26 protein-coding genes are annotated in these 25,027 nt (G+C 70.2%); 12 read left to right on the top strand and 14 right to left on the bottom strand.

The genetic code is table 11. From position 1 onward, the window contains the following. The first annotated feature begins 132 nt into the window (after positions 1-132). A complete protein-coding gene (gene secA / locus D5S19_RS21075; RefSeq protein ID WP_120025066.1) occupies positions 133-3,042 on the top strand; it encodes a preprotein translocase subunit SecA in 2,910 nt (969 codons plus the stop codon). A gap of 220 nt (positions 3,043-3,262) precedes the next feature. Here the strand turns inward: secA and D5S19_RS21070 are convergent, their stop codons facing one another. Then, positions 3,263-3,739 carry an Rv3235 family protein gene (locus D5S19_RS21070; protein ID WP_199730608.1) on the bottom strand — a complete coding sequence of 159 codons (477 nt, stop codon included), beginning with the start codon at positions 3,737-3,739 and terminating at the stop codon, positions 3,263-3,265. Between the two features lie 163 nt (positions 3,740-3,902). Between D5S19_RS21070 and D5S19_RS21065 the strand changes: the two genes are divergently transcribed. Beyond that, positions 3,903-4,310 (top strand): HAD-IA family hydrolase, encoded by a 408-nt coding sequence (locus tag D5S19_RS21065; protein ID WP_120025106.1) that lies wholly within the window; start codon positions 3,903-3,905, stop codon positions 4,308-4,310. On the opposite strand, the gene D5S19_RS21060 is transcribed toward D5S19_RS21065, so the two are convergent. Continuing rightward, positions 4,303-5,103, bottom strand: a complete 801-nt coding sequence (locus tag D5S19_RS21060; RefSeq protein WP_407641773.1) for a TrmH family RNA methyltransferase — start codon at positions 5,101-5,103, stop codon at positions 4,303-4,305. The two genes, D5S19_RS21065 and D5S19_RS21060, sit on opposite strands and share 8 nt — an antisense overlap. Between D5S19_RS21060 and D5S19_RS21055 the strand changes: the two genes are divergently transcribed. Further along, entirely contained in the window at positions 5,102-6,499 is a 1,398-nt protein-coding gene (locus tag D5S19_RS21055) for a WS/DGAT/MGAT family O-acyltransferase (protein WP_120025063.1), read from the top strand. The genes D5S19_RS21060 and D5S19_RS21055 overlap by 2 nt on opposite strands. Then, on the top strand, positions 6,496-6,987 hold the full coding sequence (locus D5S19_RS21050; RefSeq protein ID WP_120025062.1) for a DUF6912 family protein: 492 nt from the start codon (positions 6,496-6,498) through the stop codon (positions 6,985-6,987). The genes D5S19_RS21055 and D5S19_RS21050 overlap by 4 nt, the downstream gene beginning before the upstream one ends. A gap of 57 nt (positions 6,988-7,044) precedes the next feature. Here D5S19_RS21050 and D5S19_RS21045 read toward each other — a convergent pair whose 3' ends face one another. The 3 genes from D5S19_RS21045 to rsgA form a co-directional block, all read right to left on the bottom strand. Continuing rightward, positions 7,045-7,839, bottom strand: a complete 795-nt coding sequence (locus D5S19_RS21045; protein WP_120025061.1) for a hypothetical protein — start codon at positions 7,837-7,839, stop codon at positions 7,045-7,047. Between the two features lie 130 nt (positions 7,840-7,969). Then, positions 7,970-8,875 carry a hypothetical protein gene (locus D5S19_RS21040; protein ID WP_120025060.1) on the bottom strand — a complete coding sequence of 302 codons (906 nt, stop codon included), beginning with the start codon at positions 8,873-8,875 and terminating at the stop codon, positions 7,970-7,972. Positions 8,876-9,000: 125 nt separating this feature from the next. Then, a complete protein-coding gene (gene rsgA, locus D5S19_RS21035) occupies positions 9,001-10,038 on the bottom strand; it encodes a ribosome small subunit-dependent GTPase A (protein WP_120025105.1) in 1,038 nt (345 codons plus the stop codon). Positions 10,039-10,172: 134 nt separating this feature from the next. Between rsgA and D5S19_RS21030 the strand changes: the two genes are divergently transcribed. Next, complete coding sequence (locus D5S19_RS21030) at positions 10,173-10,934, top strand: SOS response-associated peptidase (protein ID WP_120025059.1); 762 nt, start codon at positions 10,173-10,175, stop codon at positions 10,932-10,934. Next, on the top strand, positions 10,931-11,539 hold the full coding sequence (locus D5S19_RS21025; protein ID WP_120025058.1) for an alpha/beta hydrolase family protein: 609 nt from the start codon (positions 10,931-10,933) through the stop codon (positions 11,537-11,539). The genes D5S19_RS21030 and D5S19_RS21025 overlap by 4 nt, the downstream gene beginning before the upstream one ends. 64 nt (positions 11,540-11,603) lie before the next feature. Here D5S19_RS21025 and ybaK read toward each other — a convergent pair whose 3' ends face one another. Beyond that, entirely contained in the window at positions 11,604-12,092 is a 489-nt protein-coding gene (ybaK, locus tag D5S19_RS21020) for a Cys-tRNA(Pro) deacylase (RefSeq protein ID WP_120025057.1), read from the bottom strand. 188 nt (positions 12,093-12,280) lie between these two features. Here ybaK and D5S19_RS21015 point away from each other — a divergent pair, with 188 nt between their 5' ends. Together D5S19_RS21015 and rsrA are read left to right on the top strand one after the other, a co-directional pair. Next, positions 12,281-12,907 (top strand): sigma-70 family RNA polymerase sigma factor, encoded by a 627-nt coding sequence (locus tag D5S19_RS21015; protein WP_120025104.1) that lies wholly within the window; start codon positions 12,281-12,283, stop codon positions 12,905-12,907. Then, complete coding sequence (gene rsrA / locus D5S19_RS21010) at positions 12,904-13,224, top strand: mycothiol system anti-sigma-R factor (RefSeq protein WP_120025056.1); 321 nt, start codon at positions 12,904-12,906, stop codon at positions 13,222-13,224. Before D5S19_RS21015 ends, rsrA begins: the two co-directional genes overlap by 4 nt. Before the next feature lie 69 nt (positions 13,225-13,293). Here rsrA and D5S19_RS34210 read toward each other — a convergent pair whose 3' ends face one another. Continuing rightward, positions 13,294-13,368, bottom strand: a complete 75-nt coding sequence (locus D5S19_RS34210; protein WP_098515123.1) for a 50S ribosomal protein bL37 — start codon at positions 13,366-13,368, stop codon at positions 13,294-13,296. A gap of 198 nt (positions 13,369-13,566) precedes the next feature. On the opposite strand from D5S19_RS34210, the gene D5S19_RS21005 reads away from it, so the two are divergent. Further along, a complete protein-coding gene (locus D5S19_RS21005) occupies positions 13,567-15,087 on the top strand; it encodes a sensor histidine kinase (RefSeq protein WP_120025055.1) in 1,521 nt (506 codons plus the stop codon). A gap of 346 nt (positions 15,088-15,433) precedes the next feature. Here the strand turns inward: D5S19_RS21005 and D5S19_RS21000 are convergent, their stop codons facing one another. Further along, positions 15,434-15,688 carry a WhiB family transcriptional regulator gene (locus D5S19_RS21000; RefSeq protein WP_098515124.1) on the bottom strand — a complete coding sequence of 85 codons (255 nt, stop codon included), beginning with the start codon at positions 15,686-15,688 and terminating at the stop codon, positions 15,434-15,436. 258 nt (positions 15,689-15,946) lie between these two features. Continuing rightward, positions 15,947-16,888, bottom strand: coding sequence for a diacylglycerol/lipid kinase family protein (locus D5S19_RS20995; RefSeq protein WP_120025103.1), 942 nt, complete (start codon positions 16,886-16,888; stop codon positions 15,947-15,949). Positions 16,889-17,675: 787 nt separating this feature from the next. On the opposite strand from D5S19_RS20995, the gene D5S19_RS20990 reads away from it, so the two are divergent. Then, positions 17,676-18,158, top strand: coding sequence for a hypothetical protein (locus D5S19_RS20990; RefSeq protein ID WP_120025054.1), 483 nt, complete (start codon positions 17,676-17,678; stop codon positions 18,156-18,158). Positions 18,159-18,169: 11 nt separating this feature from the next. On the opposite strand, the gene D5S19_RS20985 is transcribed toward D5S19_RS20990, so the two are convergent. Together D5S19_RS20985 and D5S19_RS20980 are read right to left on the bottom strand one after the other, a co-directional pair. Further along, positions 18,170-18,652, bottom strand: a complete 483-nt coding sequence (locus tag D5S19_RS20985) for a GNAT family N-acetyltransferase (protein WP_120025053.1) — start codon at positions 18,650-18,652, stop codon at positions 18,170-18,172. A 1-nt stretch (position 18,653) separates the two neighbouring features. Beyond that, positions 18,654-19,244: an acid phosphatase gene (locus tag D5S19_RS20980; RefSeq protein WP_120025052.1), complete on the bottom strand. Its 591-nt coding sequence runs from the start codon at positions 19,242-19,244 to the stop codon at positions 18,654-18,656. Between the two features lie 88 nt (positions 19,245-19,332). Between D5S19_RS20980 and D5S19_RS20975 the strand changes: the two genes are divergently transcribed. Beyond that, positions 19,333-19,803: a hotdog fold domain-containing protein gene (locus D5S19_RS20975; protein WP_120025051.1), complete on the top strand. Its 471-nt coding sequence runs from the start codon at positions 19,333-19,335 to the stop codon at positions 19,801-19,803. Here the strand turns inward: D5S19_RS20975 and rfbC are convergent. Then, positions 19,770-20,381 (bottom strand): dTDP-4-dehydrorhamnose 3,5-epimerase, encoded by a 612-nt coding sequence (gene rfbC, locus D5S19_RS20970; RefSeq protein WP_120025050.1) that lies wholly within the window; start codon positions 20,379-20,381, stop codon positions 19,770-19,772. The genes D5S19_RS20975 and rfbC overlap by 34 nt on opposite strands. A gap of 449 nt (positions 20,382-20,830) precedes the next feature. On the opposite strand from rfbC, the gene D5S19_RS20965 reads away from it, so the two are divergent. Beyond that, positions 20,831-22,015, top strand: coding sequence for an NAD(P)-dependent malic enzyme (locus tag D5S19_RS20965; protein ID WP_120025049.1), 1,185 nt, complete (start codon positions 20,831-20,833; stop codon positions 22,013-22,015). Between the two features lie 97 nt (positions 22,016-22,112). Here the strand turns inward: D5S19_RS20965 and D5S19_RS20960 are convergent, their stop codons facing one another. Then, a complete protein-coding gene (locus D5S19_RS20960) occupies positions 22,113-23,366 on the bottom strand; it encodes an ATP-binding protein (RefSeq protein ID WP_199730607.1) in 1,254 nt (417 codons plus the stop codon). Positions 23,367-23,509: 143 nt separating this feature from the next. Then, entirely contained in the window at positions 23,510-24,934 is a 1,425-nt protein-coding gene (locus D5S19_RS20955; RefSeq protein ID WP_120025048.1) for a bis-aminopropyl spermidine synthase family protein, read from the bottom strand. Positions 24,935-25,027 lie beyond the last annotated feature (93 nt).

Below are 25,027 nucleotides of genomic sequence, written 5' to 3'. Positions count from 1 at the left end.
GTGCGTGCACGGACCTGGGCGCGTTCCCTACGATGGGGTATGCGACGGCGGAGCAGTCGGGCGTCCGCCGCGGGAGAGACTGCCCGGGACCGGCTCGGGTGCGATCATGATTCAGCTAGTGAGGTCGACCGGATGGTGCTGAACCGCCTGCTCCGCGCGGGCGAGGGCAAGATGGTGAAGCGGCTGCGCAACATCGCCGATCACATCAACACCCTCGAAGACGACGTGTTGGACCTGTCGGACGACGCGCTGCGGGCCAAGACCGACGAGTTCCGTGCGCGGTACGCCAAGAACGAGTCCTTGGACGACCTGCTCCCGGAGGCGTTCGCGGTCGCCCGGGAGGCCGCGAAACGGGTACTCGGCCAGCGGCCCTACGACGTCCAGCTCATGGGCGGCGCCGCATTGCATCTCGGCCAGGTCGCCGAGATGAAGACCGGTGAGGGCAAGACGCTCACCTGTGTCCTGGCCGCCTACCTCAACGCGCTCTCGGGCGAGGGCGTGCACGTGGTCACCACCAACGACTATCTCGCCAAGCGGGACGCCGAGTGGATGGGCCGGATCCACCGCTTCCTCGGGCTCGAGGTCGGCGTCATCCTCGCCGAGCAGGACCCGCAGGAACGCCGCAGGCACTACAACGCCGACGTCACCTACGGCACCAACAACGAGTTCGGCTTCGACTACCTGCGCGACAACATGACCTGGTCCCTGGAGGACTGCGTGCAGCGCGGGCACAACTTCGCGATCGTCGACGAGGTGGACTCGATCCTCATCGACGAGGCGCGCACCCCGCTGATCATCTCCGGCCCGGCGGACCAGTCCTCGCGCTGGTACGTGGAGTTCGCCCGGCTCGCGCCGTTGATGCAGGGCATCGACACCACCACGATGGGGACGCGTGAGCGGGTCGAGAAGGCCAACCTGATCAACTCGAAGTACCACTACGAGACCGACGTCCGCAAGCGCACCGTGGCGGTCACCGAGAAGGGCGTGCGGTTCGTCGAGGACCAGCTCGGCATCGAGAACCTGTACGAGGCGGCGAACACCCCGCTGGTGGGTTACCTGAACAACGCCTTGAAGGTCAAGGAGCTCTACCACCGGGACAAGGACTACATCGTCCGCGACGGCGAGGTCATGATCGTCGACGAGTTCACCGGCCGGATCCTGGTGGGCCGCCGCTACAACGAGGGCATGCACCAGGCGATCGAGGCCAAGGAACGCGTCGAGATCAAGGCGGAGAACCAGACGCTGGCCACGATCACGCTGCAGAACTACTTCCGGCTCTACGGCAAGCTTTCCGGGATGACCGGTACCGCCGAGACCGAGGCGGCCGAGTTCCACCAGACCTACAAGCTCGGTGTGGTGCCGATCCCGACGAACCGGCCGATGGTCCGGGCCGACCGCGCGGATCTGATCTACAAGACCGAGCAGTCGAAGTTCGAGGCGGTCGCCGAGGACATCGCCGAGCGGCACGAGAAGGGCCAGCCGGTGCTGGTCGGCACCACCAGCGTGGAGAAATCCGAGCACCTGTCGAAGCTGCTGCTGAAGCTGGGCGTGCCGCACGAGGTGCTGAACGCGAAGTACCACAACAAGGAAGCGCTGATCGTCGCGCGCGCGGGCAAGAAGGGCGCGGTCACCGTCGCCACCAACATGGCGGGCCGCGGTACCGACATCGTGCTCGGCGGGAACCCGGACATCATCGCCGACCAGGTGCTGCGCGAGCAGGGCTTGGACCCGGTGGAGAACTCCGAGGAGTACGAGGCCGCCTGGCCGAAGGTGCTCGAGGAGGTCAAGGCGGAGGCGACCGGCGAGGCCGAGCACGTTCGTGAGGTCGGCGGGCTGTACGTGCTCGGCACCGAGCGGCACGAATCGCGCCGGATCGACAACCAGCTGCGCGGTCGTTCCGGGCGGCAGGGCGACCCCGGCGAGTCGCGGTTCTACCTGTCGCTGGGCGACGATCTGATGCGCCGGTTCAATGCGGTGATGGTGGAGCGTGTGATGACCACCATGCGGCTGCCGGATGACGTGCCGATCGAGCACAAGATGGTCTCCAAGGCGATCAAGAGCGCGCAGACCCAGGTCGAGCAGCTCAACATGGAGACGCGCAAGAACGTCCTCAAGTACGACGAGGTCATGAACGAGCAGCGCAAGGTGATCTACGCCGAGCGGCACCGCGTGCTCGAGGGCGAGGATCTGCGGGAGCAGATCGAGCACATGCTCACCGACGTCGTGCAGGCCTACGTCCAGGGCGCCACTTCGCAGGGATACGCCGAGGACTGGGACCACGACCAGCTGTGGACCGCGCTCAAGACGCTCTACCCGGTGAGCCTGGACTGGGACGACCTGATCGAGGACGGCGACCTCGACGCGGAAGCCCTCAGCCAGGCGCTGACCGAGGACGCGCTCGCCGCCTACACCCGGCGTGAGACGGAGATCGACGAGCTGGTCGGCGAGGAAGGCTCGATGCGCCGCCTCGAGCGTCAGGTGATGCTGACCGTGCTGGACCGCAAGTGGCGCGAGCACCTCTACGAGATGGACTATCTCAAGGAGGGCATCGGCATGCGGGCGCTCGCCCAGCGCGATCCGCTGATCGAGTACCAGCGCGAGGGCTTCGACATGTTCCGTGCGATGCTCGACTCGCTGAAGGAGGAGGCCGTCGGCTTCCTGTTCAACCTGCAGGTCGAGCGCACCGAGGCGGAACCGGCGCCGCAGCCGGAGCCGTCCGCGCTACCCGGCGGCGTCACCTCCGCCACCGGTGCGGCCGCCGCCTCGTTCGGCGAGAACGGCGGCAGGCACGCCCGCCCGACGCCCCCGCAGCCACCGGCCACGGACGCCGAATCCGTGCCGTCCGCCTTGCGGGGCAAGGGAACCGGCGGCGGTGTCCCATCCAGACTGACGATGTCCGGCCCCGGCGAGGACGGCGACGTCGAGTCCCGTTCGGACAGCCCGAAGCCCGCGGACGGGGCGCCGGGCGCCAACACCCGGCGCGAACGCCGGGCGGCCGAACGCGCACAGGCGAAGAAGGCCAGGAAGGGCACGCAGCGCTGAGCCGCTCGTGAACCGACGCGGGCCGTCCCGGATGGGGCGGCCCGCGTTCGTGTTCCGGGCGGGACTTGCCGGGGTCGCGTTTCGCGGGCCGACCGCTCGGGCTACCGGTGGGGCCCGGTTTGGATGGCTGTGAAGGGACCCTTCACAGCCTCAGAGTCCGTGAAGGGTCCCTTCACAGCCTTTGGCGATCGCTCGGCGGCCCCGGTTCCGAGCCGCCCGGTCAAGCCACCGACGGCCGGTCCGGCTGAGGGCGGCGTACCGGGCCGAGGCGCGGCGCCAGCACGTGGAATCGAGTGCACACCCAGCCGGTGCGGGTGAGTTCGAAGCGGGCGGCGACTGCGTGTACGCGGCCGTGGGTGATCAGGGTTGTGCTGGTCTCGATGGCGGTGTCCGAGGGCTGGCACACATGCAGGTCGCCGACGCGGTAGCGCAAGCCGGGCAGTGGGCCGTGCGCGGACAGCCGGGCGAACAGGGCGTCGTCGACCAGCGACTGGATCTGGACGGCCGGGCGGCGGCCGGCGAGGACTTCGAGGATCGCCTTGAGCCGCTGGGTGAGGTGCCGTTCGTGCGGGACTTCGGCGAAGCGCAGGATCCGGTGGCCGGCGGGCGGCAGATCCCGGACCGCGGGCCGCGCGACGCGGTGGTGGACCCTGCGGACAGGCCCGGGCGTCAGCAGCCGGAGGTGGTGTTTCGTCATGAGGTTCCTCCCCTGGATCGTGGCGTTGCTGCACAACGGCCACACACACATGACTCAGTGCATTCGCGCCGAACGGGTGTGACAGCGTGCGTCGGATCGGGCGAAACGGCAGGGAACGGACTAGACGTATGTGCTTTGTGTGTTAGTGCCCGAGCACCGGTCGATGCCCCCGGATACCCTGGATGACGTGCTGAAAGGCTTGCTGGTCGACTACGCGGGGGTGCTCACCGACCCGGACGCGCACCTGCTGTACGACTACCTCCACGACGCCCGTGCCCGGGGTACGCGGACCGCGCTGGTGTCCAACGCGCCCGGGGCCGCGCCAGGGGCGAAAGCCGCGCTGGGCGAGTATTTCGACGCGCTGGTGTTCTCCGGTGAAGCCGGGGTCGCCAAACCGGCCCGCGAGATCTACCTGGTGGCCGCCGAGCGGCTCGGGCTGGCCGCGCCGAGCTGTGTCTTCGTGGACGACGCCGAGCGCAACGTTCGCGGGGCGGTCGAGGCGGGCATGGTCGGCGTCCATCACGTGGGTGTGCCGAAGACTCTCGCCGAGCTGGCCGTCCTGTTCAGCTGAGGCCGCGCCGCACCAGTTCGAACGACACCACTGCGGCCGCGGCGGAGACGTTCAGCGATTCCACGTCGCCGGGCATCGGAATGGTGACCCATTCGGTGACCAGTTCCGCGACTTCCGCGCTCACCCCGGCCGTTTCGCCGCCCAGCACGAAGACCGCGCGCTTCGGCAGGTCGACTTCGAACACCGACACCCCGGCGGACGCATCGAGCGCGTACAGGCCGTAGCCCGCCTCCATCAACGACTCCGCCGCTTCGCGGGCGCTCCCGCAGCGCAGTACCGGCGCCCGGAAGGCGATCCCCGCGGATGCCTTGACCACCATAGGATCGAGCGCCGCCACGCCCCGGCGCGGCACGATCACCCCGGCCAGCCCGGCCGCGGTGGCGGTGCGCAGAATCATCCCGACGTTCGCGGGGGTGGTGATCCCGTCGAGCAGCAGCAGTCGCTCCGGCGGGCGGCGGTCAGCCAGCGCCGCGGCCAGCGCGCGCATCCGTGGCGCGACCACGTCCGCCAGCACACCCTGGTCCTGTTTTCCGTTGCCGGCCAGCACTTTCACCCGGTGCGCGCTGGCTCGCTGCACGGGCACGCCGGCCGTCTTCGCGGCGCGCTGGATCTCCGCGGCGGCCGGGCCGCGCGCGGTGTCGGCGAGGATCACCTTGTCCACGCGCAGGTCCGCGTCCGCGAGCGCCTCCAGCACCGGTTTGCGCCCGTAGACGGTCAGGAATCGGTCCTTCGGGGAAACCGCCTCGTCATCACCCACACCGGTCAGTCTCGCACTATGTAAGGATCGGCCCATGCCCGACCGCCTGTCCGCCCTCGATGCCTCGTTCCTGTACGTGGAGGACCAGACGACGCCGATGCACGTCGGCGGGGTGGCGATCTTCGACCGGCCGCCGTCCGGATTCACCTACGAGCAGCTGCTGGCCCTCGTCGGCGCGCGGCTGGCGTTCCTGCCGCGCTACCGCCAGCGGGTGCTCGGCGTGCCGGGGCACCTGGCGCGCCCGGTGTGGGTGGACGACGTCGACTTCGACCTCAACTACCACGTCCGCCGGTCCGCGCTGCCCGAACCGGGCAGTGACGAGCAGCTGTTCGACCTGGTCGCCCGCCTGATGTCGCGCCGGCTGGCCCCGGAGCGCCCGCTGTGGGAGGCCTACTTCGTGGAGGGGCTCTCCGGCGGCCGGGTGGCGCTGGTCACCAAGACTCATCCGTCCGTTGTGGACGGTATCGGCACGATCGACCTCGGCCAGCTCATCCTCGACGAGACCCCGGCGCCGCCGGAGCCGTTCGAAGACATGTGGACCCCGCGCCGGGAACCGAGCCGCATGCAGCTGCTGCTCGACGCGGTGAGTGAGACCGTGCAGCGGCCCGGCGAGCTGGCCGAGAACGTCCGAGCAGCCGCCACGGACGCGTTCGCCACGGTGGGCAAGGTCGTCGAGACTCTCGGTGGTGTCGCGTCCACGGTGGCGCGGCCCGCGCCGCCCGGACCGCTGAACGTACGTGTGTCCGGTGGCCGGATGTTCGCCGTCGTGCGCACGCGGCTGGACGACTTCCGGTCGATCCGCGCGAAGCACGGGGGCAAGGTCAACGACGTCGTTCTCGCCGCGATCACCGGCGCGCTTCGGGAGTGGCTGCTGTCCCGTGGCGAGAGCCTGACGCCGACCTCCACTGTTCGCGCGCTCGTGCCGATGGCGGTCAACGATGCGGAAACGGCCGAGTACGCCACTCCGGCACTGATCGGCAACGAGGTCGCCGCGTACCTCGTCGACCTGCCGGTGGGCGAGCCGAATCCGGTGCTGCGGCTGCAGCACATCGGCCATGCGATGACCGACCATCTCGACTCCGGCCGTTCGGTGGCCGCGCGAGGGCTGCTCAAGGTCAGCGGGTTCGCCCCGGCCACCCTGCATTCGCTGGGTGCGCGGGCGGGCGGGTCGTTGTCCGGGCGGATCTTCAACCTGATGATCACCAATTCTCCCGGCCCGCAGGTGCCGGTGTACGCGGGGGAGGCGAGACTGGTGGAGATGTTCCCGGTGATGCCGCTGATGCGTACCCAGGCGCTGGCGATCGGGGTCACGTCCTACCACGGTGGCGTCTACTTCGGACTCAACGGCGACCGCAAGGCCGCTTTCGACGTCGGGCTGCTCGGCGGGATGATCGAGGAAGCGTTGGAAGAGCTGAAGGGGGCGCACTGGTGAGGGTTTATCTGCCGGCCACGATCGCGATGCTGCGGGACTTCGAGGCGAGCGGGGAGTTCCGCGCCCGCGGCGGTACCGGGTTCGCGCTCACCCCGGCGCTGCGCGAGGCGTACGTGAGCGGCTCGGACGAGGAGCTGGAGTACGCCGCCCTGCTCGACGCGGCCAGGGCGTCGTTGCGCCTGATCGCTGCGGAGGAGAAGGGCGAGCCCCGTCGTGTGGTGGTCTCCGCGGACGTGGACGACGTCACCTTGCGTGCCGATCTCGACGCCCCCGTGGTCCGCCTTGCCGGCCCGGTCCCGAGGTCGAAGGTCGCCGCGATCCACGTGGACGCCGCCGAGGCAGCCGACGCGGTGGCCGCCGCAGCGGCCGTGATCGACGCTGCGGACCTTGGCGACGAGGACGCGGAATTCACCTTGGGCGATGCCGAGGACCATGAACTGGCCTGGTACGCGCCCCAGGAACTGCCGTTCCTGCTGGAATTGCTGTAGCCGCCGGGGTGTGGGAGACGGCCGGGCGTCCGGAAACGTCGAGTGCGGGAAACCGGCTCATCCGCCGGCGAGAGTGCCCACTTCGGCCGCGGGCGGCGGGTCGACGGTGACCGGAGACCCCCAGCCGGAGTACCGCGCGGTGATCCGGGCGTCTCCGGTCTCGCCGGTGGCTTGCAGTACCGGTGACAGGTCCAGGACCAGCTGAACCGGCCGATGCTGCGGATCGAGCCACAGGTCGAGCGGGACCGTGGCGCCGTGCCCGCCCAGCTGCGCCATCGCGTCGGCGGGCAGGCCCGCGGGCAGTTCGGAGCCGAGCTTCGCGAGGTCCACGGTCAGCCGGTAGTGCTCGACCGGGGCGTCGCCGAGGCGGGCCTGTTCGCTGGTGGTCAGCGTGCCTGCCGTGCGCACCTGGGCGAGTGTGCGACCGGGATCGTTCTGCTCGGCCAGCTGGGTCAAGCTGCCGCCGAGAACCTGCGAAAGCGGGTCGTTGCCGTCCGGCGACACCTGCACCCAGGGCTTGCCGCCGGTTACCTGATCCCGTGCGCCGGCGGGCACCTTCGCGTACAGCGCGCGGTTCACCAGCCGCAGTTCGAGCGGCTCGCCGACGTAGTCCGTGGTCATTTTCAGCGCGGTCCCGGACGGGTCGAACCGGGCCTGTCCGGTGCCGTGCGACACGAACGTCCCGGCGGCGACGTCGGTGGTGAACTCCGCCGACCGGCCGGCGAGGGTCGCCGCCGTGGCCGCGTCGGCGAGCGTTCGCGCGTCGGCGAACCGCTGGGGCTCGTCGTCCGAGCAACCGGCCAACGCTGCCGCAAGCACCACCACGGCACCCGCCACCGCCGTCCTGCGCATCCGGAAACCCCCCCACTGACCGGTGAAAAGAGCCCTTACCCAAGCACAAGCTCGCTCATGCGGGGAACGCGGGCAACCGAAAACAAGCCCCGAGCCGGGCGGCTCGGGGCTTGTCACCGCAGGATCGGCCTCAGCGGCCGCCGCCCATCTTCTTCGCGATCTCGCTGAAGTCGCCCACCTGGTCGGCCGGCGGTGCGGCGACGTCCACCGGGGCACCCCAGTCGGAGTACTTGACGGTGATCTTGCCCGGACCCTGCGTGCTCGCGCCCATGGCCTGCATCAGCGAACTCTCGTCCATGGTCACCTGCAGCGGCAGCTGGTCCTTGTCCAGCCACAGCTCGGCCGGGAGCTTGATGTCCTTGCCCGCCAGCATCTTCGTCATCTGGTCCTTGGCCTCCGCCGGCAGGTCGCCGGTGAACTGCCCGATCGCCTTCTGCACGTCCAGTTCGACCCGGTAGTGGTTGACCTCCTGGCCGTCCAGCCGGGTCTGGTCGGAGCCGACGATCCGGCCGGCCTTGGCGACCTGCTCAAGGATCTGCGTCGGGTCGCTCTGCTTCGAGGCCTGCTGCATCGACTTGCTCAGGGACTGCGAGATCGGGTCGTTGGCGTCCGCCGCGATCTTCAGCCACGGCTTGTCCGTGCCGAACTGCTTGGCCTGGCCGGAGGGCACCTTCAGGTAGAGAGTGTTGTCCAGGTAGCGCATCTCGGTGGAGCCGTCCGGGGTGTTCATGGTCATGGTGAACTTCTGGCTCTGGCCGTCGAAGCTCATCGCGCCGGTCGCGGTGACCGACTTGCCGCCCACGGACATGTCCATCGACATCTTCGCCGACTTGGACTTCTCGGTGCCCTGCTTGGCCGCGTCGGCCAGCTTGAGCACGTCGCCGAACGGCGCGGCGAGGCCGCCGCCCCCGGCGGACTGGTCCTGCGCCTGGCCGGCCGGGGAGGCCGTGCCGTTCTCGGTGTTCGAACCACACCCGGTCAGGACGAGTGCCAGCGCGGCACCCGCGGTGACGGCGAAGGTCGTGGTCTTGCGCATGTGCGTTCCCCCAGGGAATCGGTTCTCATCCGGTGTTGCACCTGCAGTATCGGCGGATCTCCGTAGTGGTTACACCTGTTCGGGTGAAATCGTGAGGGTGATACCGGATCGGTACGGATCGGACGTTACCTGTCTGCGGGTGGTTCCCTCGGGGATTCCGCGCCGCCCGCCCGGGAGACCAGCAGCCGTCGTAGCGAGGCCAGCCGGTCCGCGCCCGCCGGGTGCTGCCGCACGACCTCGTCCAGCGCGCAGTCCGGGTCCTCCGGCGGGCCGAGGTGCCCGCAGTTCGGCGGGCACTCCTCGGCGGCTTCGGCGAACTCGTCGAACGCGTCGACGATGTCGTCCGCGGTCACGTGCGCCAGGCCGAACGACCGGATTCCCGGCGTGTCGATCACCCAGCCGCCGCCGGCCAGCGGCAACGGCAGCGCGACCGCCGCCACCGAGGTGTGCCGCCCCTTGCCCACCGCGCTCACGTCGCCGGTGGCGAGTGCGGCGTCCGGGACCAGGCGGTTGACCAATGTCGACTTGCCGACCCCGGAATGCCCGACGAGCGCGGTCACCCGGCCCGCCAGCCGCTGCGCGAGTCCCTCCGGCGGCTCGTCGTGCCGGGTCACGACGGCGGGCACGTCCAGCCCCGCGTAGCCGGCGAGCAGGTCGGCCGGGCTCGCCAGATCCGCTTTCGTCAGGCACAGCACCGGATCCAGTCCGCCCGCGTAGCTGGCGACCAGGCACCGGTCGATGAACCCGGGGCGGGGGAGCGGGTCGGCCAGCGCGGTGACGATGAGCAGCTGCGCGGCGTTGGCCACCACCACCCGCTCGTAGGGATCGGTGTCGTCCGCGGTCCGCCGCAGCACGCTGGTCCGCTCGTCCACGCGGACGATCCGGGCGAGCGTGTCCGGCCGTCCGGACACGTCGCCGACCAGCCCGACCCAGTCGCCCACGACCACCGAGACCCTGCCGAGCTCGCGGGCCCGCATGGCGGTCACCAGCCGGTCCGGATCGGCGTCCACCGCGCAGGTCCAGCGGCCGCGGTCCTTGCCGACGACCATCGCGGTGACCGCGTCCGCGTGCTCGGGCCTGCGCTTGCTGCGGGGCCTGGAACCCTTGCCGGGACGGATCCGCACGTCGGATTCGTCCAGCCGTCTCCAGTCGCCTCGCGCCAAACCGCCCACGTCCTCCCGGTCGTCCTGCCCGGGTCCTGCCGGAGCCCGTGCCTGGTCGAATGATCCCACGCGCCTCGCGCGGCGCCCCTCCAGCGTGCAACGATGGCCTGGCGAGCATCCCCGAGGAGGTTGGCATGTGCGGCCGTTACGCCGCGACGAAGGATCCGGCGAAGCTGGTCGAGGAGTTCGCCGCGGTCGACCTGACCGAGGGCCGGGTGCGGGCGGACCACAACGTGGCGCCCACCAAGAACGTGGTCACCGTGGTGCAGCGGCATCCCCGCGACGCCGAGGGCCGGGTGCTCGACGACGAGCCGGCGCAGCGGTCGCTGCGGATGATGCGCTGGGGTCTCGTGCCGTTCTGGGCGAAGGATCCGTCGGTCGGCTCGCGCATGATCAACACTCGCGCGGAGACGGCGAAGGAGAAGCCCGCGTTCAAGCGTGCCCTTGCCGCGCGGCGGTGCCTGGTTCCCGCGGACGGCTGGTTCGAGTGGCGGCGCACGGGCAAAGAAAAGGAGCCGTTCTACATGACGGATCCGGACGGCGCCTCGCTCGCGTTCGCCGGGATCTGGGAGACCTGGCGGCCGAAGGACGACGCGGACGCCGAGCCGTTGATCACCTTCTCGATCCTCACCACCGATGCCGGCGGCCGGCTCACCGATGTGCACCACCGGATGCCGCTGATCGTGCCGCGGACGCACTGGGACGGCTGGCTCGACCCGGATCGCTCCGAAGTGGACGGTCTGCTCGTGCCCACGCCGCCGGAGATCGTGGAATCGCTGGAACTGCGCCCGGTTTCGAGCCTGGTCAACAACGTCCGCAACAACGGCCCGGAGCTGTTGCGGCGCGTGGAACCCGACCAGCCGGTGGACGCGCTGTTCGACGTACCGGCGACATGACCACCCTCGAAATCCCCACCGAACACGGCCCCGCGCGAGCCGAGCTGCACTGTGCGAAGGAGGGCGTCGCGGTATTGGTGCTCGGCCACGGCGCGGGCGGCGGCATCGGGGCGAAAGACCTCGTGACGGTGGCCGGCGCGGCCAAAGCGGCGGGCGTGCACGTGGCGCTGGTCGAACAGCCCTACCGCGTGGCCGGCCGCCGCGCCCCCGCCCCGGCCGCGCAACTGGACACGGCCTGGCTCACCGTCGCCGACGAACTGTCCACGCGATTCGCCGCGCTGCCGCTGGTGTTCGGCGGCCGCTCGTCCGGCGCCCGCGTGGCCTGCCGCACGTCCGGCGCGGGCCAGGCGGTCGCGGTACTGTGCCTGGCCTTCCCGGAGCATCCACCGGGCCGTCCGGAGAAGACCCGCCAGCCGGAACTGGACGCGGTGACCGTTCCGGCGTTGATCATCCAAGGCGAGAGCGACCCCTTCGGCCGCCCGGCGCCGGCTCCGCACCGCGAGATCGTCCTGGTCCCCGGTGACCACAGCCTGTCCAAGGACCTGGACACCGTGGCCCGCGCCACCACGGAATGGCTGGGCCGGGTCCTCCGCCCGCACCTCTGACTTCGCCCGGTTGGAAGGGCTGTGAAGGGACCCTTCACGGACTCTGAGTCCGTGAAGGGTCCCTTCACGGCTTTTGCGGCGCGGAAATGGCCGCGACCACCGCGCCGGTAAGGCGGGTCAGCTCGGCCGGGGGCAGTTCCACTTCCAGCCCGCGGCGCCCGCCCGAGCAGTAGATCGTCGGGAACCGCGTCGCGGACTCCTCCAGCACGATCGGGAGACGGGTGCGGTGGCCCAGCGGGGAAATGCCGCCCAGCACGTAGCCGGTCGCTCGCTGGGCGGCTGCGGGGTCGGCCATTTTCGCGCGTTTCCCGCCCGCCGCGGCGGCCAGTGCCTTGAGATCCAGCTGGCCGGTCACCGGGACCACGCCGACGGTGAGCCTGCCGTCCACGTCCGCGACCAGGGTCTTGAACACCCGCGCCGGGTCCAGCTCCAGCGCCTCCACAGCTTCCAGGCCGTACGACTCGGCACGCGGGTCGTGGTCGTAGGCGTGCACCGTGTGCGGCACCTTCTGTTTCGCGAGCAGCACCGTCGCCGGGGTTCCCTTGCCTGCCATGGGCGCCGAGTCTAAAACCGCACGGGAATGCGGCGCGGCCGCCTTCTGTTGAACCGGGCGTGACCACCACGCTCGCCACTCCACGACCCAGCGCCGGCCGTGCCCGGGCCGCCTTGCCCGGTTCGCGCGTAAACTCGGGTGCGTTGTATGCGCGTCCGCGCATCGACGCCGAACGGGAAGGGAACGGTTTGCCGAGCACGCCCAACTCCGCGCCGGAGACGGCGGCCGACGAGGTGGAGCTCGCCGAGCGCTTCGAGCGCGACGCGATGCCCCTGCTCGACCAGCTGTACTCGGCCGCGATGCGGATGACCCGCAACCCCGCCGACGCCGAGGACCTGGTCCAGGAGACCTACTTGAAGGCCTACGCGGCGTTCGCGTCCTTCAAGGCCGGCACGAACCTCAAGGCGTGGATGTACCGCATCCTCACCAACACCTACATCAACGGCTATCGCAAACGTCAGCGGCAGCCGGTGCAGCAGCCGACCGAGGAGATCTCCGACTGGCAGATCGCCCGTGCGGAGAGCCACACTTCCCGCGGGTTGCGCTCAGCTGAGGTCGAGGCGATGGACAACCTGCCCGACACCGACGTCAAGGCGGCGTTGCAGAAGCTGCCTGAGGAGTTCCGGCTGGCGGTCTACCTCGCCGACGTCGAGGGCTTCGCGTACAAGGAGATCGCCGAGATCATGGACACGCCGATCGGGACCGTGATGTCGCGCCTGCACCGCGGTCGCGCCCAGCTGCGCGACCTGCTGGCCGAGGTCGCGCGCGAACGTGGCTTCATCCGCGGTGGCCGCGAGGAGGTGGCCAAGCGATGAGCACGGACGACGCGTCGAAGGCCAAGATGCGCTGCGAGGACGCGCTGGCCGAGATCTACCTGCTGCTGGACCGCGAGTGCAGTCCGCAGCGGGACGCGCAGCTGCGGCGCCACATCGAGGACTGCCCGCCGTGCCTGGAGGAGTACGGCATCGACGATCAGCTCAAGCAGTTGCTGGCCCGCAAGTGCGGTGGCGAGCACGCGCCAGCCGAGCTGAAGAGCCGGTTGCGTGCCTCGATCCGGCAGACCGTGGCCACCCGGGGCGGGGTCGCCGTGGAGCGTACCGAGATCACCGTCGAGCAGCAGACCGGCGAATAACCCGCCGCCGGACGACGACGACCCCCGTACCGATCCGGTGCGGGGGTCGTGCCGTGTCCGGGCGCGAACTCAGGCGTTGGGCTTCTTGCCGTGGTTGGCGCCGTTCTTCTTGCGGTCGCGACGCTTGCGGGCGCGCTTCGACATACTTCTCTCCTCTGTGCGCGGCCTGGCCCGGAAAAGCACCGGCCGGGCTCGGGTCAACCTCTCCAGTGTGGCATGCGGGTCCGGGCTGAGCGGCGGCACCCGGGCGGATCGCCGTACTCTCGGTAGGGCAGGAGCCGAGGAGGAGGCCGGGATGACCGATCGCAGCAAGGTGCCCGTCGCGGGGAGGGATCGCTGACCGTGTCCACGCTCTCCGATCTGCTCGCCGAGAACACCGGCCTGCCCGGCGCGGCGGCCGACCACCTGCAGACCGTCGTCGCGGAGTGGCAGCTGCTGGCCGACCTGTCCTTCGCCGACTTCCTGTTGTGGGTCCCGGTCGCCCCGGAGCTGCGCCAGGACGGTGGCGATTTCGTGTGCGTCGCGCATGCCCGCCCGACCACCGCGCCCACCGCGCACCCGGAGGACGTGGTCGGCACCCGGTTCACCGTCGACGAGCACCCGCAGCTGGCCAAGGCCATGCGCGAGAAGAAGATCAGCCGCGAGGAGGATCCGCACTGGTACCGCGATCTGCCGATGCGGCGGGAGGCGGTGCCGGTGAGTTTCGGCGGGGAGATGATCGCGGTGCTCAGCCGCGAGACGAACCTCGCCGCCCCGCGGGTGCCGAGCCCGCTGGAGATCGCCTACCTCGGCAGTGCCGGCGACCTGTGCCAGATGATCGTGGACGGGACCTTTCCGCCGGCCGGTGGCAATCAGACCGACACGCACACCAGCCCCCGGGTCGGCGACGGCCTGGTCCGGCTCGACACCAGCGGCACGGTGGTGTTCGCTAGCCCCAACGGCCTGTCCGCCTATCACCGGATGGGCCACGAATCCGATCTGGTCGGGCAGCGGCTGGCCCCGTTGACCCGGTCGCTGATCCGGGATCCGTTCGACGCCACCGAGGTTTCGCACCGGATCATCGAGGCGCTGGACGGCAAACCGTCCTCGCGGACCGAGGCCGATTCGAAACTGGGCGCGGTGGTGCTCTTCCGCGCGCTGCCGCTGCGCCCGGCCGGGCAGGCCGCCGGCGCGCTGGTGCTGGTCCGCGATGTGACCGAGGTCAAGCGCCGGGACCGTGCGCTGCTGTCGAAGGACGCCACGATCCGCGAGATCCACCACCGGGTCAAGAACAATCTGCAGACCGTGGCCGCGCTGCTGCGGCTGCAGTCACGGCGGACCACCAGCGAGGAGGCGCGGCTGGCGCTGGGCGAGTCGGTGCGCCGGGTCTCCTCGATCGCGATGGTGCACGAGGCTTTGTCCATTTCCGTGGACGAGCGGGTGGATCTGGACAAGCTGCTGGACAACGTGCTGCCGATGGTCGGCGAGGTGGCCACGGCCGAATCGCAGGTCGGGCTGACCCGCACGGGCTCGTGCGGGGTGGTGGTCGCGGAGATCGCCACGCCGCTGGTGATGGTGCTCGCCGAGCTGGTGCAGAACGCCATCGAGCACGCTTTCCCGCAAGGCCGTCCCGGCAAGGTGGAACTCATCGTGGAACGGTCCGCGCGCTGGCTGGATGTGCTGATCCGGGACAACGGACGCGGCCTGCCGTCCGGGTTCTCGCTGGAGCGCAGTGACGGGCTGGGGCTGCAGATCGTACGCACACTGGTGGAGTCGGAACTGCGCGGATCGCTTTCACTGCGCAAGATCCGTACCGACGACGCGGGCAACCGGGTGCCGGGCACCGAGGCCGCGCTGCGGATTCCGTTGTCCCGTCGGCTTTGAGCCCAGCCCGGGGGTGTACATAGTGGACTGATCCACATCGGACACTCGGGTGCGGACACGGCGAAGGGCCGGTACCCGAGGCGGTACCGGCCCGTTCGACGGTTCTGCTGAGACGGCACCCGGGTGCGGATGACCCGTCTCACGTTGCTAAGATTGAACCGGAGATGTATCAGCCCCGACCGGGCGAGCGCAGAAATAGGCCCGCCCGGTGAAATCGCGGAGCTGTGTGGTGTTTCCGTGCTGCGTGGTTCTTGCTGTGTGGTGTTGCTGTGCCGGTACCGATGGTGCGTGGTGCCGGGTTTTTCGGTGCTACCGGTTCTGGGTGGTGCTACTGAGCCGGGAAGGCTCAGGCGGTGGTCCGCGTGCCGATGTACGTACGGCGGCGCTTGAGCGCGCGTCGCTCGTCCTCGCTCATGCCGCCCCACACGCCGGCGTCCTGACCGCTGGCCAGAGCCCAGGCCAGGCAGTCGGAAGCGACGGTGCAGCGGTGGCACACGGCCTTCGCCTCGGAGACCTGCAGCAGAGCCGGACCGCTGGTTCCCACCGGGAAGAACAGCTCGGGGTCCTCGTCTCGGCAGGCCGCATCGTGGCGCCAGTCCATGTTCGTGAGCTCCTTCACAGTGGCGCGGGAAGACCGCGCCACAGTCGTCATGGCGGTCGTGTTTTTGGGTGCTTGTGAATGCTTTCACGAAGCACCGCGTTCGACAAGGGTTTCCGGAAGATCGGTGAGTCAGCTCACCCGGCCGAGTTATGCCTCTGACCTGCGGTTTCTGTCCGAAACGGCGGTGTTGGCGGAAGGCCGATGCGGTGAGTGGAGGTTCTGCGTCGCCGAACGGCAGCGGCACTTTGCCGCGGACGATCAGTGGCCATTCGGTGACGCGATTACCGTGAGTGCGTCCGGCACGCTCTGGAATTCCACGCGCGTCCGCTGCCCCACGAGGTCGCCGTCGACCTGGAAATTCACCGGCTGATCTGCGTCGATGCGGATCAGCGGCAGATCGTCGCGGCGCAGTAGCCGCCGGCCCCGCTGGTCGCTGTCGGTGAGCAGGGCCTGCCGTACGTGCGTGAACACGGTGGGCAACCGCAGACCGCTCAACGCGAACAGGCCCAGCCCGGTCTCGAACGAGCAGCCCGCGTTCAGATGCACCGGACGCCCGCCCAGGTAGGTCCACGGATCGGTGTTCGACACGAACGCGGTCAGCACCTCGGTCGGTTCCTCCCCCGGAATCCGCACGGTCAGCGCCGGACGGCCGTGCGGCGGGCGGAAGTAGGAGCGCACCGCGGCCCGCATGTACAGGCTCGGGCTGGTCTGCTTGCCCCGGCGTTTCGCGACCCGGCCGACCACGTCGGCGTCCCAGCCGAGCCCGGCGTTGAAGGTGAACCAGTGCCGGTCGGCCAGCCCCAGCCCGATCCGGCGGTGCAGGTTCTGCTCAAGCGCGGTGAGCAACAGGTGAGTGGCCTCGACCGGATCCGCGGGCAGCCCGAGCGCGCGAGCGAAGACGTTGGCCGAACCGCCGGGCACCACGCCCAGCATCGGCACCGAGCCCGCCCCGCCGGGACGCCCGTCGCAATCGGCGAGCAGCCCGTTGACGACCTCGTTCACCGTGCCGTCCCCGCCGTGCGCCACGACCAGGTCGATCCCGTCGCGCGCGGCCGCCCTGGCCACGGCCATCGCGTGGCCGCGGTAGTCGGTCTCCACCACGTCGAGCTTGACGTCGCTGGCCAGCGCGTGCGCCAGCACGTCCCGGCCACCGGCGGTGGTCGAGGTGGCCTGCGGGTTTACGACGAGGATGGCGCGCACTACCGCAGAGTAGGTGACGCCCACCCGGCACGAGAACCTCCCGGGACCACAAGGTGACGCGAAGCTCAGGCGGGGTGAACTGGGTCCTGGCGCGGTGTGGTGGTCCCGGCGGCGGCGTGGCGCGGTGTGCGTGGGGTGGTGGTCCGTGCCGTGCCGTGCCGTGGCGCGGCGCGGTGTGGCGCGGTGTGGTGTGGCGCGGTGCGTGGGGCGGTGGTCCGTGCCGCGGCACGGCACGGCGGCGCGGTGTGGGGGCGGTGTGGTGATTCCGGCCGCGGCGCGGTGTGCGCGGTGTGGAGGTCCCTCCCGGTCACGGCGCGGTATGGGCGGTGCGGGCGTCCCGGCCCGGCGCAGTGGCCCTGGCGCAGCGCGATGGTTGCCAAGCCGCAGGGAGGGCATGGCCAGTGTGGACAGGGTTGCCGCGGGGCTAGGCAGGCCGCCAGCGGTCCGGATTGGATGCCGTGAAGGGACCCTTCACGGACTCGAAGGCTGTGAAGGGTCCCTTCACAGACATGGGCCAGGTTGCGGAGGCCCGGTCCGGCGGCGGTGGAACGCCCCGATTACCGATGCGAGCCTGTGGCGGCGTCCTCCTTTGCGCACGGCGAACCAGCACGTCGTGACAAGTGCACCCGGGCCGACCGCCCGCTCATCGACGACACCCTGATTTTTACCTGACCGCCGCCATGCGAAAACGGCCGACCGGGTGGCATACCATCGAAACTGCTCACGCACGGTGACTCGCGCTGGTCGGGTGCCTGTGCTCCCGCAAAGCAGCTGAAAGGCCGGCCCTGTGTCGCACTCCGAAGACCTGCCGCCCACCCCGATCGAGGTACGCCTTGCCGGGGTGCTCACCGGACTGCCCGGCCTCGGGCTGCTGGTCTTCGGCGTGATGATCCTCCTCGAAGGACTCGACACGCCGCCTCGCCCCGGTAACAACATCTGGGCCGAGTTCGGCACCTTCGCGGTGATGGCGCTGGCCTTCCTCGCCGCGTCGGCCGGGCTGGTGCTCGGCCGCACCTGGGCACGTTCGCCGGGTGTGGTCGTCGCGTTGCTGCTGATCGGGGTTGGCTGGTACATCCTCGGCCCGTCGGAGCAGCCGGTCTGGGGCGTGCCGATCGGGCTGTGCGGGATCGCCTCGCTGGTGCTGTTGTTCCGCCGGCCGTCCCGCGCGTGGGCGCTGGGTATGCACGACGACGAGACCGAGGAAGAAGCGGCCGAACGCGGTGGCCTGGCCGGGCGTCGCGCGGAGCGGGAACGGCGCGAACGCGACTGACCGGTCGTCGCTCAGGCGTCTCCGGCCAGGGCGCGCAGCGGACCGTCGGTGAGCCGGTAGGTCGTCCACTCGTCCTGGGGGAGTGCGCCGAGCGCGCGGTAGAACCCGGTGGCCGGGTTCCAGTTCAGCACCGCCCACTCCAGACGCGGGTAGCCGCGGGTCACGCATTCCTGCGCGAGCGCGGCCAGCAGCGCCTTTCCGAGTCCGGAGCCACGCAGCCGCTCGCGGACGAACAGGTCCTCCAGATAGATCCCGTGTTCACCGCGCCAGGTGGAGAAGCTGAGGAACCACAAGGCGAATCCGCCGATCGCACCGTCCACTTCGGCCACATGACCGAACAACGCGGGGGTGTCGGAGAACAGCGCGGTGTGCAGCTGCGCGGCGGTGAGGTGGCACTCGCCGGGGGCACGCTCGTAGTCGGCGAGCGCGTACACCAGCTCCACCACAGCGTCGACGTCCTCCGGGCGGACTCGCCGTACGCGGGGGTCGGTCACTTCACGCCTCCAGCGCGGGCAGCAGGTTCAGGTGCTCGATCTGCGGTTCGCCACGTTCGTCGCCGAGTACCGCGAGGCCGGCCGGGTCGAGTCCGAAGTGGACACCGGAGGTCGCGGGAAGGCCGATCCAGCGCGCCACCAGCACCCGGCTGAAGTGCCCGTGGCCGACCAGGACCACGTCCCCGTTCTCGATCTCGCGGCGGGCGCGGTCGAGCAGCTTGTCCGCACGGGCGCCGACGTCCGCGGCGCTCTCCCCACCGGGGATCGGGTGCGTCCACACCGTCCAGCCGGGCACCTGCTCGCGGATGACCGGGGTGGTCACGCCCTCGTAGTCGCCGTAGTCCCATTCGGCGAGGTCCTCGGTGACCTCGTCCACGAGCAGGCCGGCCAGCTCCGCGGTGCGCAGCGCCCGCGCGCGAGGGCTGGACAGTACGAGCTTGGCACCGCCGAGCAGCATTCGGAGGGTGCCGCCGGCGGCCCGGGCCTGTTCCTCGCCCGCCGCGGTGAGCGGGACGTCGGTGCGGCCGGTGTGCCTGCCGTTGACCGACCACTCGGTCTGGCCGTGCCGGAGGAGAAAGAGCTGATGCGCCACGGGCCCGAATATAGCCCGGCGCGGCGGCGGTGGCCGGTCGGCGGGTTATCCTGCCTACTGACGAGTAGTAACGAGCTGGAGGTGCCGGATGGTGGCGCTCTCGACGTACCCGCTGTGGCGTCGGCTGGCCGGCAAACCCGGTGGTAAGCAGCTGTTTTCCGCCGCGATGTGCCTGCGCGTGCCCTACTTCGGCACGGTGCTGCCCACCGTCCGGGAGCTGCGTCCGGGCCACTGTTCGGTGACCGCGCCGAAGTGGTGGGGTGTGCACAACCACATTCGCACTTTTCATGCGATCGCCGCGTGCAATCTCGCCGAAATCGCGATGGGCATGCTGGCCGAGGCGACCGTCCCGGACTCCCATCGATGGCTGCCCGGGACCGGGCTGCAGGCGATCGCCGAACTGCCCGAGATTCCGCCCTTCGGTGCGGACGGATTCGATCTTCCGGTTCCGGTGCGGATTCTCGACTCGCGTGGTGACACGGTGGTCACCGCCACGATCACGATCTGGGTGACTCCGCGCAAGCGTCAGCTCGGGTTCGCCGAGCGCAGCTTCTCGTAGTAAGCGGTGCAGTCCGCGTAGGAGGGCAGCAGGCCCTGTTCCCGAGCCTCCGCGAGGGTCGGCGCAGCGCGGTCCTTTTCGGACACAACGGGCGTCAGCTGCTGGGGCCACGGCAGCCCGAGCGCCGGGTCGAGCGGGTTGATCCCGTGCTCGGCCGACGGGTTGTACGGCTCCGAGCAGAGGTAGGCCATCACCGTGTCGTCGGTGAGGGCCACGAACGCGTGGCCGAGACCTTCGGCGAGGTAGACGGCGTTGAACTCGCGGGCGTCGAGGCGGACCGCATCCCAGCGGCCGAAGGTCGGGGAGCCGACGCGCAGGTCCACCACCACGTCCAGGAGCTCACCCGCCGGGCAGTAGATGTACTTGGCCTGACCGGGGGGCGTGTCCGCGAAGTGCACCCCGCGGATGACCCCGCGGCGGGAGACGCTGTGGTTGGTCTGGCCGATCCGCAGCGGGTGCCCGGTGGCCCGCCGCAGCGCCTCCTCCTGGAACGGTGCGACGAACAGCCCGCGCTCGTCCGGGAAAACGCGCGGGGAGAACGCGTAGGCGTCGGCGATCTCGAGGGGGCGGAAGTCCATGGGCTCACCTTATCGAGTGCTTTCCGGTGCGGAGCCGTCGCGGTCGGTGGTGCTGAATCGGTTCCGCGGCCGGGAAATCCCATTCCCAAACCGGACGGACGTCTTGGGAATGGCCGGTTTTCCTGGGCCGGGCCGGGGAATCTGTGACGTGAACCGCACCGAGGGTTCGGGACCGCGGCGGGGCCTGTCATGATTGGCGGACCGCAGCGTCCGCGGCCTTTCGCCTCACCCCAGGGACCGGATGGCCGTCATGACGCCTCGCCGACAGACCGGCGCTACCGCGCTGGGCTGCCGTACGGAGGACTAGTTCCACCGGGGACGGGTGCGCCTTCGCCCGTGCGCGGTGGTCCCCCGCTCGCAGTCCCAGGAGTATCAGCATGACCCAGATTCACCCCCCGAGTTCCGGTCTCCGCCCCCGGCGGGCGCTGGAGACGACGACAGGAAACCCGATGACCGAGCAAGCCGGCAGCGTCACCGCCCCGGTGACCGATTCCGAGATCTTCGCCGGGCACGAGGGCGGCAAGCTCTCCGTGGCGGCCACGCGGCCGATCGCCGACCCGCGGGATCTCTCGATCGCCTACACGCCCGGCGTGGCGAAGGTGAGCCGGGCTATCGCCGAGGACGCCGGGCAGGCCAAGCGCTACACCTGGGCCGACCGGCTGGTCGCGGTGGTCAGCGACGGTACCGCGGTGCTCGGCCTCGGGGACATCGGCGCGAGCGCCTCGCTGCCGGTGATGGAGGGCAAGTCGGTGCTGTTCAAGACCTTCGGCGGGCTCGACTCGATCCCGCTGGTGCTGGACACCACGGACGTGGACGAGATCGTGCAGACGCTGGTCCGGCTGCGCCCGTCGTTCGGCGCGGTCAACCTGGAGGACGTCTCCGCGCCGCGCTGCTTCGAGCTGGAGGACAAGCTCAAGAAGGCGCTCGACTGCCCAGTCATGCACGACGACCAGCACGGCACCGCGATCGTCACGCTCGCCGCGCTGCGCGGGGCGAACCTGGTGCTCGACCGGGACATCGCCGGGGAGCGCGTGGTCGTCTCCGGCGCGGGCGCGGCCGGGGTGGCGTGCGCCCGGATCCTGATCGCCGCGGGCGCGGGCGACGTGACCGTGCTCGACTCGCGTGGCATCGTGCACGTCGGCCGGGAGGGCCTGAACCCGGTCAAGCAGCAGCTCGCGGAGATCACCAACCGCGCCGGGCTGACCGGCGGCATCGCCGAGGCGATGCGGGGTGCCGACGTCTTCCTCGGCCTGTCCAGCTCCACGGTGGACCCGGAGCTGCTCGCCACCATGGCCGCGGACCCGATCGTGTTCGCACTGTCCAATCCGGACCCGGAGATCCATCCGGAAGCCGCGGCCCGGTACGCGGCCATCGTGGCCACCGGACGCAGCGACTTCCCCAACCAGATCAACAACGTGCTGGCCTTCCCCGGCGTGTTCCGCGGCGCGCTGGACGCCGGCGCCCGGGCGATCACGGAGAACATGAAGCTGGCGGCCGCGGACGCGATCGTCGCGGTGGCCGCCGACGACCTCGGCCCGGACCGCATCGTGCCGAGCCCGCTCGACCCGCGCGTGGCACCGGAGGTGGCCGCCGCGGTCGCCAAGGCTGCCGAGACGGACGGCGTCACGGGCTGAAAACGGTTCGTCGGCAGGGGCTTCCCGGGGCGGTTGACCGGGGAGCCCCTGTTTTGTGCCCGGGGTGGTGTTACGGCGAGGAATGAGTCGGCGCGGGTCAGCCGGCAAGCTGCCACAGCGCGCTGATCGGCACGGCGCGTAGTTTTGGGCCGAACGGCAGGGTTTCCGTCCCGGTATGCAGCACGTAACCGGCCAGGAAGTCGCTGCCGAGTCGTTGCTCGAGGTGCCGGATTCCGCGAAAGTCCTGGGAACTCACCGTCGTGGCCGCTTTGATCTCGATGGCGATGACCTGGCCCCGCCGATTCTCGAGTACCGCGTCGACCTCCACCTTGTCCTTGGTGCGGTAGTGGTAGAGCTCGGCCCGGGTCTGCGACCAGGTCAGCTGACGGGCCAGCTCCATCAGTACGAAACCCCCGAGCAGCGCGCCGAACTCACCACTCGGCCGGACCAGCGAGGCCGGTTCTGCCTGGATCAGGTCCGCGGCGATTCCGGTGTCCACAAAGGCCACTTTGGGGGTGTCGACCGCCCGCGCGCTGAGATTGCGGGACCAGGCCGGGATGCGCTTGATGAGGAAGACCTCTTCAAAGAGCCCGAGGTACCGCTGGGCGGTGTGGTGACTCAGCCCGGCGGCGTTGCCGAGCGCGGTCGGGACCAGCAGGCCCGCGTTGCGGGCCGCGATGAGCCGCAGCAGCGTGCGCAGCTGGGAGAACCGCTCGATTTCGCCGAGCTGACGGACATCCCGCTCGACCAGATCGTTGAGATAGGACTCGAAGAAGCGTGCCCTTCGCTGAGGTACCGTCCGGCGCACAGCTTCGGGGAAACCGCCCCGTACCGCCCGCTCGGCGTAGTCCTGCCGGCTGAGTTCGGATCGGTGGTGCAGGTCCGGTCCCAGCGTGAAAGCAGCGTCGACGAACTCGTCGCGGGTGCCGTCGATCTCTCCCTGGGAGAGCGGCCACAGTTCGATGGTCTCGCTCCGGCCCGGCAGGGTGTCCGGCAGCCCGCGCAGGGCGAGTATCTGGGACGACCCGGTGAGCAGGAACCGGCCGGGCCGTGGATCCAGGTCGACTTTCGCCTTGATCGGGAGGAAGAGCTGCGCGGCACGCTGGATCTCGTCGATGATCATCAGCTGGTCGAAATCGACGAAACCGCTGGGGTCGGCGATGGCTGCTTCGAGATCTTGCGGGAGGTCGAGGTTGCGGACCTCGGCTGCGCGGGCCTGCGCGGTGAGCCGGGCGAGGGTGCTTTTGCCGACTTGGCGGGCACCGTTGATCAGGACTACACGCGTGTCGGACAGGGCTTCTGTCACAGAGGCGAGAGCGTGTCGCGCGAAGAACTCCGGCACACTGGTCACTGCGCCATTTTAGCAGTTCAGAGGCGTTGGCTTCCAGATGGTCGCCGACTAGCCTTCCGAAAAGTCGCCGGAGTGCCTTCCAGATGGTCGCTTCACTGCCTTCCGAAAAGTCGCAGCTTCGCCCGCCCGGAGGTCGCGGCCGGTCAGCCGGGCAGGAGGGCCGCCAGCCGGTGTCGCGGGACGTCGACGAGGCGGAGGTCGGCGAGGTCCGGTGGGGCGTCCAGGACGGCGTTCGCCAGGCGGGCGTGGGCGCGGGTCAGCAGGTCCGAGGGGTGGTCGGTCAGGTCCGCCACGACGACGGCGTGGCGGTTGTCCGGGGTGCTGCGCAGCAGGCGGAGGCGGTACTTCGGGGAGACCAGCGCGGTCAGCGCGGCTTGTGCGGCCGCGTCGATGAGGTCGGGGTGGTTGTTCGGGAGCAGCAGGGCCAGCCGTCGGGCGTTGGTGCCGAGCAGGGTGCGCAGCAGCCACGGGCCGGGGTCCGCGGTGAGGTCCATCGCGATCGCGTCGCCTTCCGGGCCCGAGGTGGCCCAGCCGACGGGGCGGGTTTCCAGTGCGAGACCGCCTTCGGCGGCGATTTCGCGGACTGCGCGCACGAGCGCCGGTTTGGTTCCGGCGGCCTCGACAGACTGCGGGCCGTGTGTGTAGATCGCGGAGTTTCCCTTGCGTACGCCGGATTTCTTCGCCTTGGCGGTCGGCTGGCAGACGTAGAGATCGGCTTTGGCGCCGATGGCCTGCGCGCCCGTGTAGCGGTTGAAGTCCGGCAGGATCGCCTCGAAGGTCAGGCCGAGGGTGGCGAGCGCGCGTTGCACCTGCGCGCCCAGCGCCGGATGCCGCGGGCTGTATCCGTACGCGAGCAGGATTCGCCCGATCGTCGGTTCCCGCAACGCTTGCACCGCCCGCGCGGCGAACAGGCCCATGCCCTCTGGCGTGTACGGCGGATCGCTGAACACCAGATCCGCCTTGCCGGTGACCGCGGGCGGCAGCCCGACCCGCAGATCGGTGTGCACCGTCCGCACCTCGCGCGCACTTGTTTCGTCCAGGTACGACAACACGCGCTCGTCGAGATCCACCACGGTCAGCCGGGCCTGTGGGCACACCGCGCGCACGGCCAGCGACGTCAAGTCATGATCGCCAAGGAACAGCACTTCGCTGCGACGCAAGTCATACCTGGCATTCAGCCACAACGCGCGGCGCAGCACAGTCTCCGGCGTCGCCTGCACGTGGTCCAGCGCGGCCAGCGGCGGCGGGACCGCGGCGATCCGCTCGGTCAGCTCGGTCAGCAGCTCCGGCCGCGCGGCCACGGCGGCGTCGAGCGGGTCGGGCAGCTCCGGCAACGCGTAGGTCTCGTACGCGTCGCGGGCGTGCGGGGCGATCCGTACGCCGGCGGGAGAACGCTCCAGATCCTCGGCCAGCGCGGCCAGCACGTCTTCCACGCTCCGCCGTGGTGCGCCGGTCAGCCGGATCAGGTCGGCGAGTTCGTGCGAACCACCGCGCAACAGGGAGAGCACTTGGTACAGCGGGCGGACCGCGGCACCGTGCGCGGCGAGAACGTCGTCGAGAGCGGTCACGGGTACCGAGAGTAGTAGTCCGCTCCGCGGGACATGCTGCCAAGGCCTGTCGATTCGGCTACCGTCGGACCCTGCATCCGAGGTGGGGAGAAG

It is taken from the genome of Amycolatopsis panacis (genome assembly GCF_003600245.1).
GTDB lineage: Bacteria > Actinomycetota > Actinomycetes > Mycobacteriales > Pseudonocardiaceae > Amycolatopsis > Amycolatopsis sulphurea.
This window is presented reverse-complemented; position numbering and strand designations above follow the sequence as displayed.

What these genes read in the sequence shown, in the direction of transcription:
- secA (WP_120025066.1), top strand. Translation starts at nt 133, where the DNA reads ATGGTGCTGAACCGCCTGCTCCGCGCGGGCGAGGGCAAGATGGTGAAG.
- D5S19_RS21070 (WP_199730608.1), bottom strand. Translation starts at nt 3,739, where the DNA reads ATGACGAAACACCACCTCCGGCTGCTGACGCCCGGGCCTGTCCGCAGG.
- D5S19_RS21065 (WP_120025106.1), top strand. Translation starts at nt 3,903, where the DNA reads ATGCCCCCGGATACCCTGGATGACGTGCTGAAAGGCTTGCTGGTCGAC.
- D5S19_RS21055 (WP_120025063.1), top strand. Translation starts at nt 5,102, where the DNA reads ATGCCCGACCGCCTGTCCGCCCTCGATGCCTCGTTCCTGTACGTGGAG.
- D5S19_RS21060 (WP_407641773.1), bottom strand. Translation starts at nt 5,103, where the DNA reads ATGGGCCGATCCTTACATAGTGCGAGACTGACCGGTGTGGGTGATGAC.
- D5S19_RS21045 (WP_120025061.1), bottom strand. Translation starts at nt 7,839, where the DNA reads ATGCGCAGGACGGCGGTGGCGGGTGCCGTGGTGGTGCTTGCGGCAGCG.
- D5S19_RS21040 (WP_120025060.1), bottom strand. Translation starts at nt 8,875, where the DNA reads ATGCGCAAGACCACGACCTTCGCCGTCACCGCGGGTGCCGCGCTGGCA.
- D5S19_RS21030 (WP_120025059.1), top strand. Translation starts at nt 10,173, where the DNA reads ATGTGCGGCCGTTACGCCGCGACGAAGGATCCGGCGAAGCTGGTCGAG.
- D5S19_RS21025 (WP_120025058.1), top strand. Translation starts at nt 10,931, where the DNA reads ATGACCACCCTCGAAATCCCCACCGAACACGGCCCCGCGCGAGCCGAG.
- ybaK (WP_120025057.1), bottom strand. Translation starts at nt 12,092, where the DNA reads ATGGCAGGCAAGGGAACCCCGGCGACGGTGCTGCTCGCGAAACAGAAG.
- rsrA (WP_120025056.1), top strand. Translation starts at nt 12,904, where the DNA reads ATGAGCACGGACGACGCGTCGAAGGCCAAGATGCGCTGCGAGGACGCG.
- D5S19_RS21000 (WP_098515124.1), bottom strand. Translation starts at nt 15,688, where the DNA reads ATGGACTGGCGCCACGATGCGGCCTGCCGAGACGAGGACCCCGAGCTG.
- D5S19_RS20975 (WP_120025051.1), top strand. Translation starts at nt 19,333, where the DNA reads ATGGTGGCGCTCTCGACGTACCCGCTGTGGCGTCGGCTGGCCGGCAAA.
- rfbC (WP_120025050.1), bottom strand. Translation starts at nt 20,381, where the DNA reads ATGGACTTCCGCCCCCTCGAGATCGCCGACGCCTACGCGTTCTCCCCG.
- D5S19_RS20965 (WP_120025049.1), top strand. Translation starts at nt 20,831, where the DNA reads ATGACCGAGCAAGCCGGCAGCGTCACCGCCCCGGTGACCGATTCCGAG.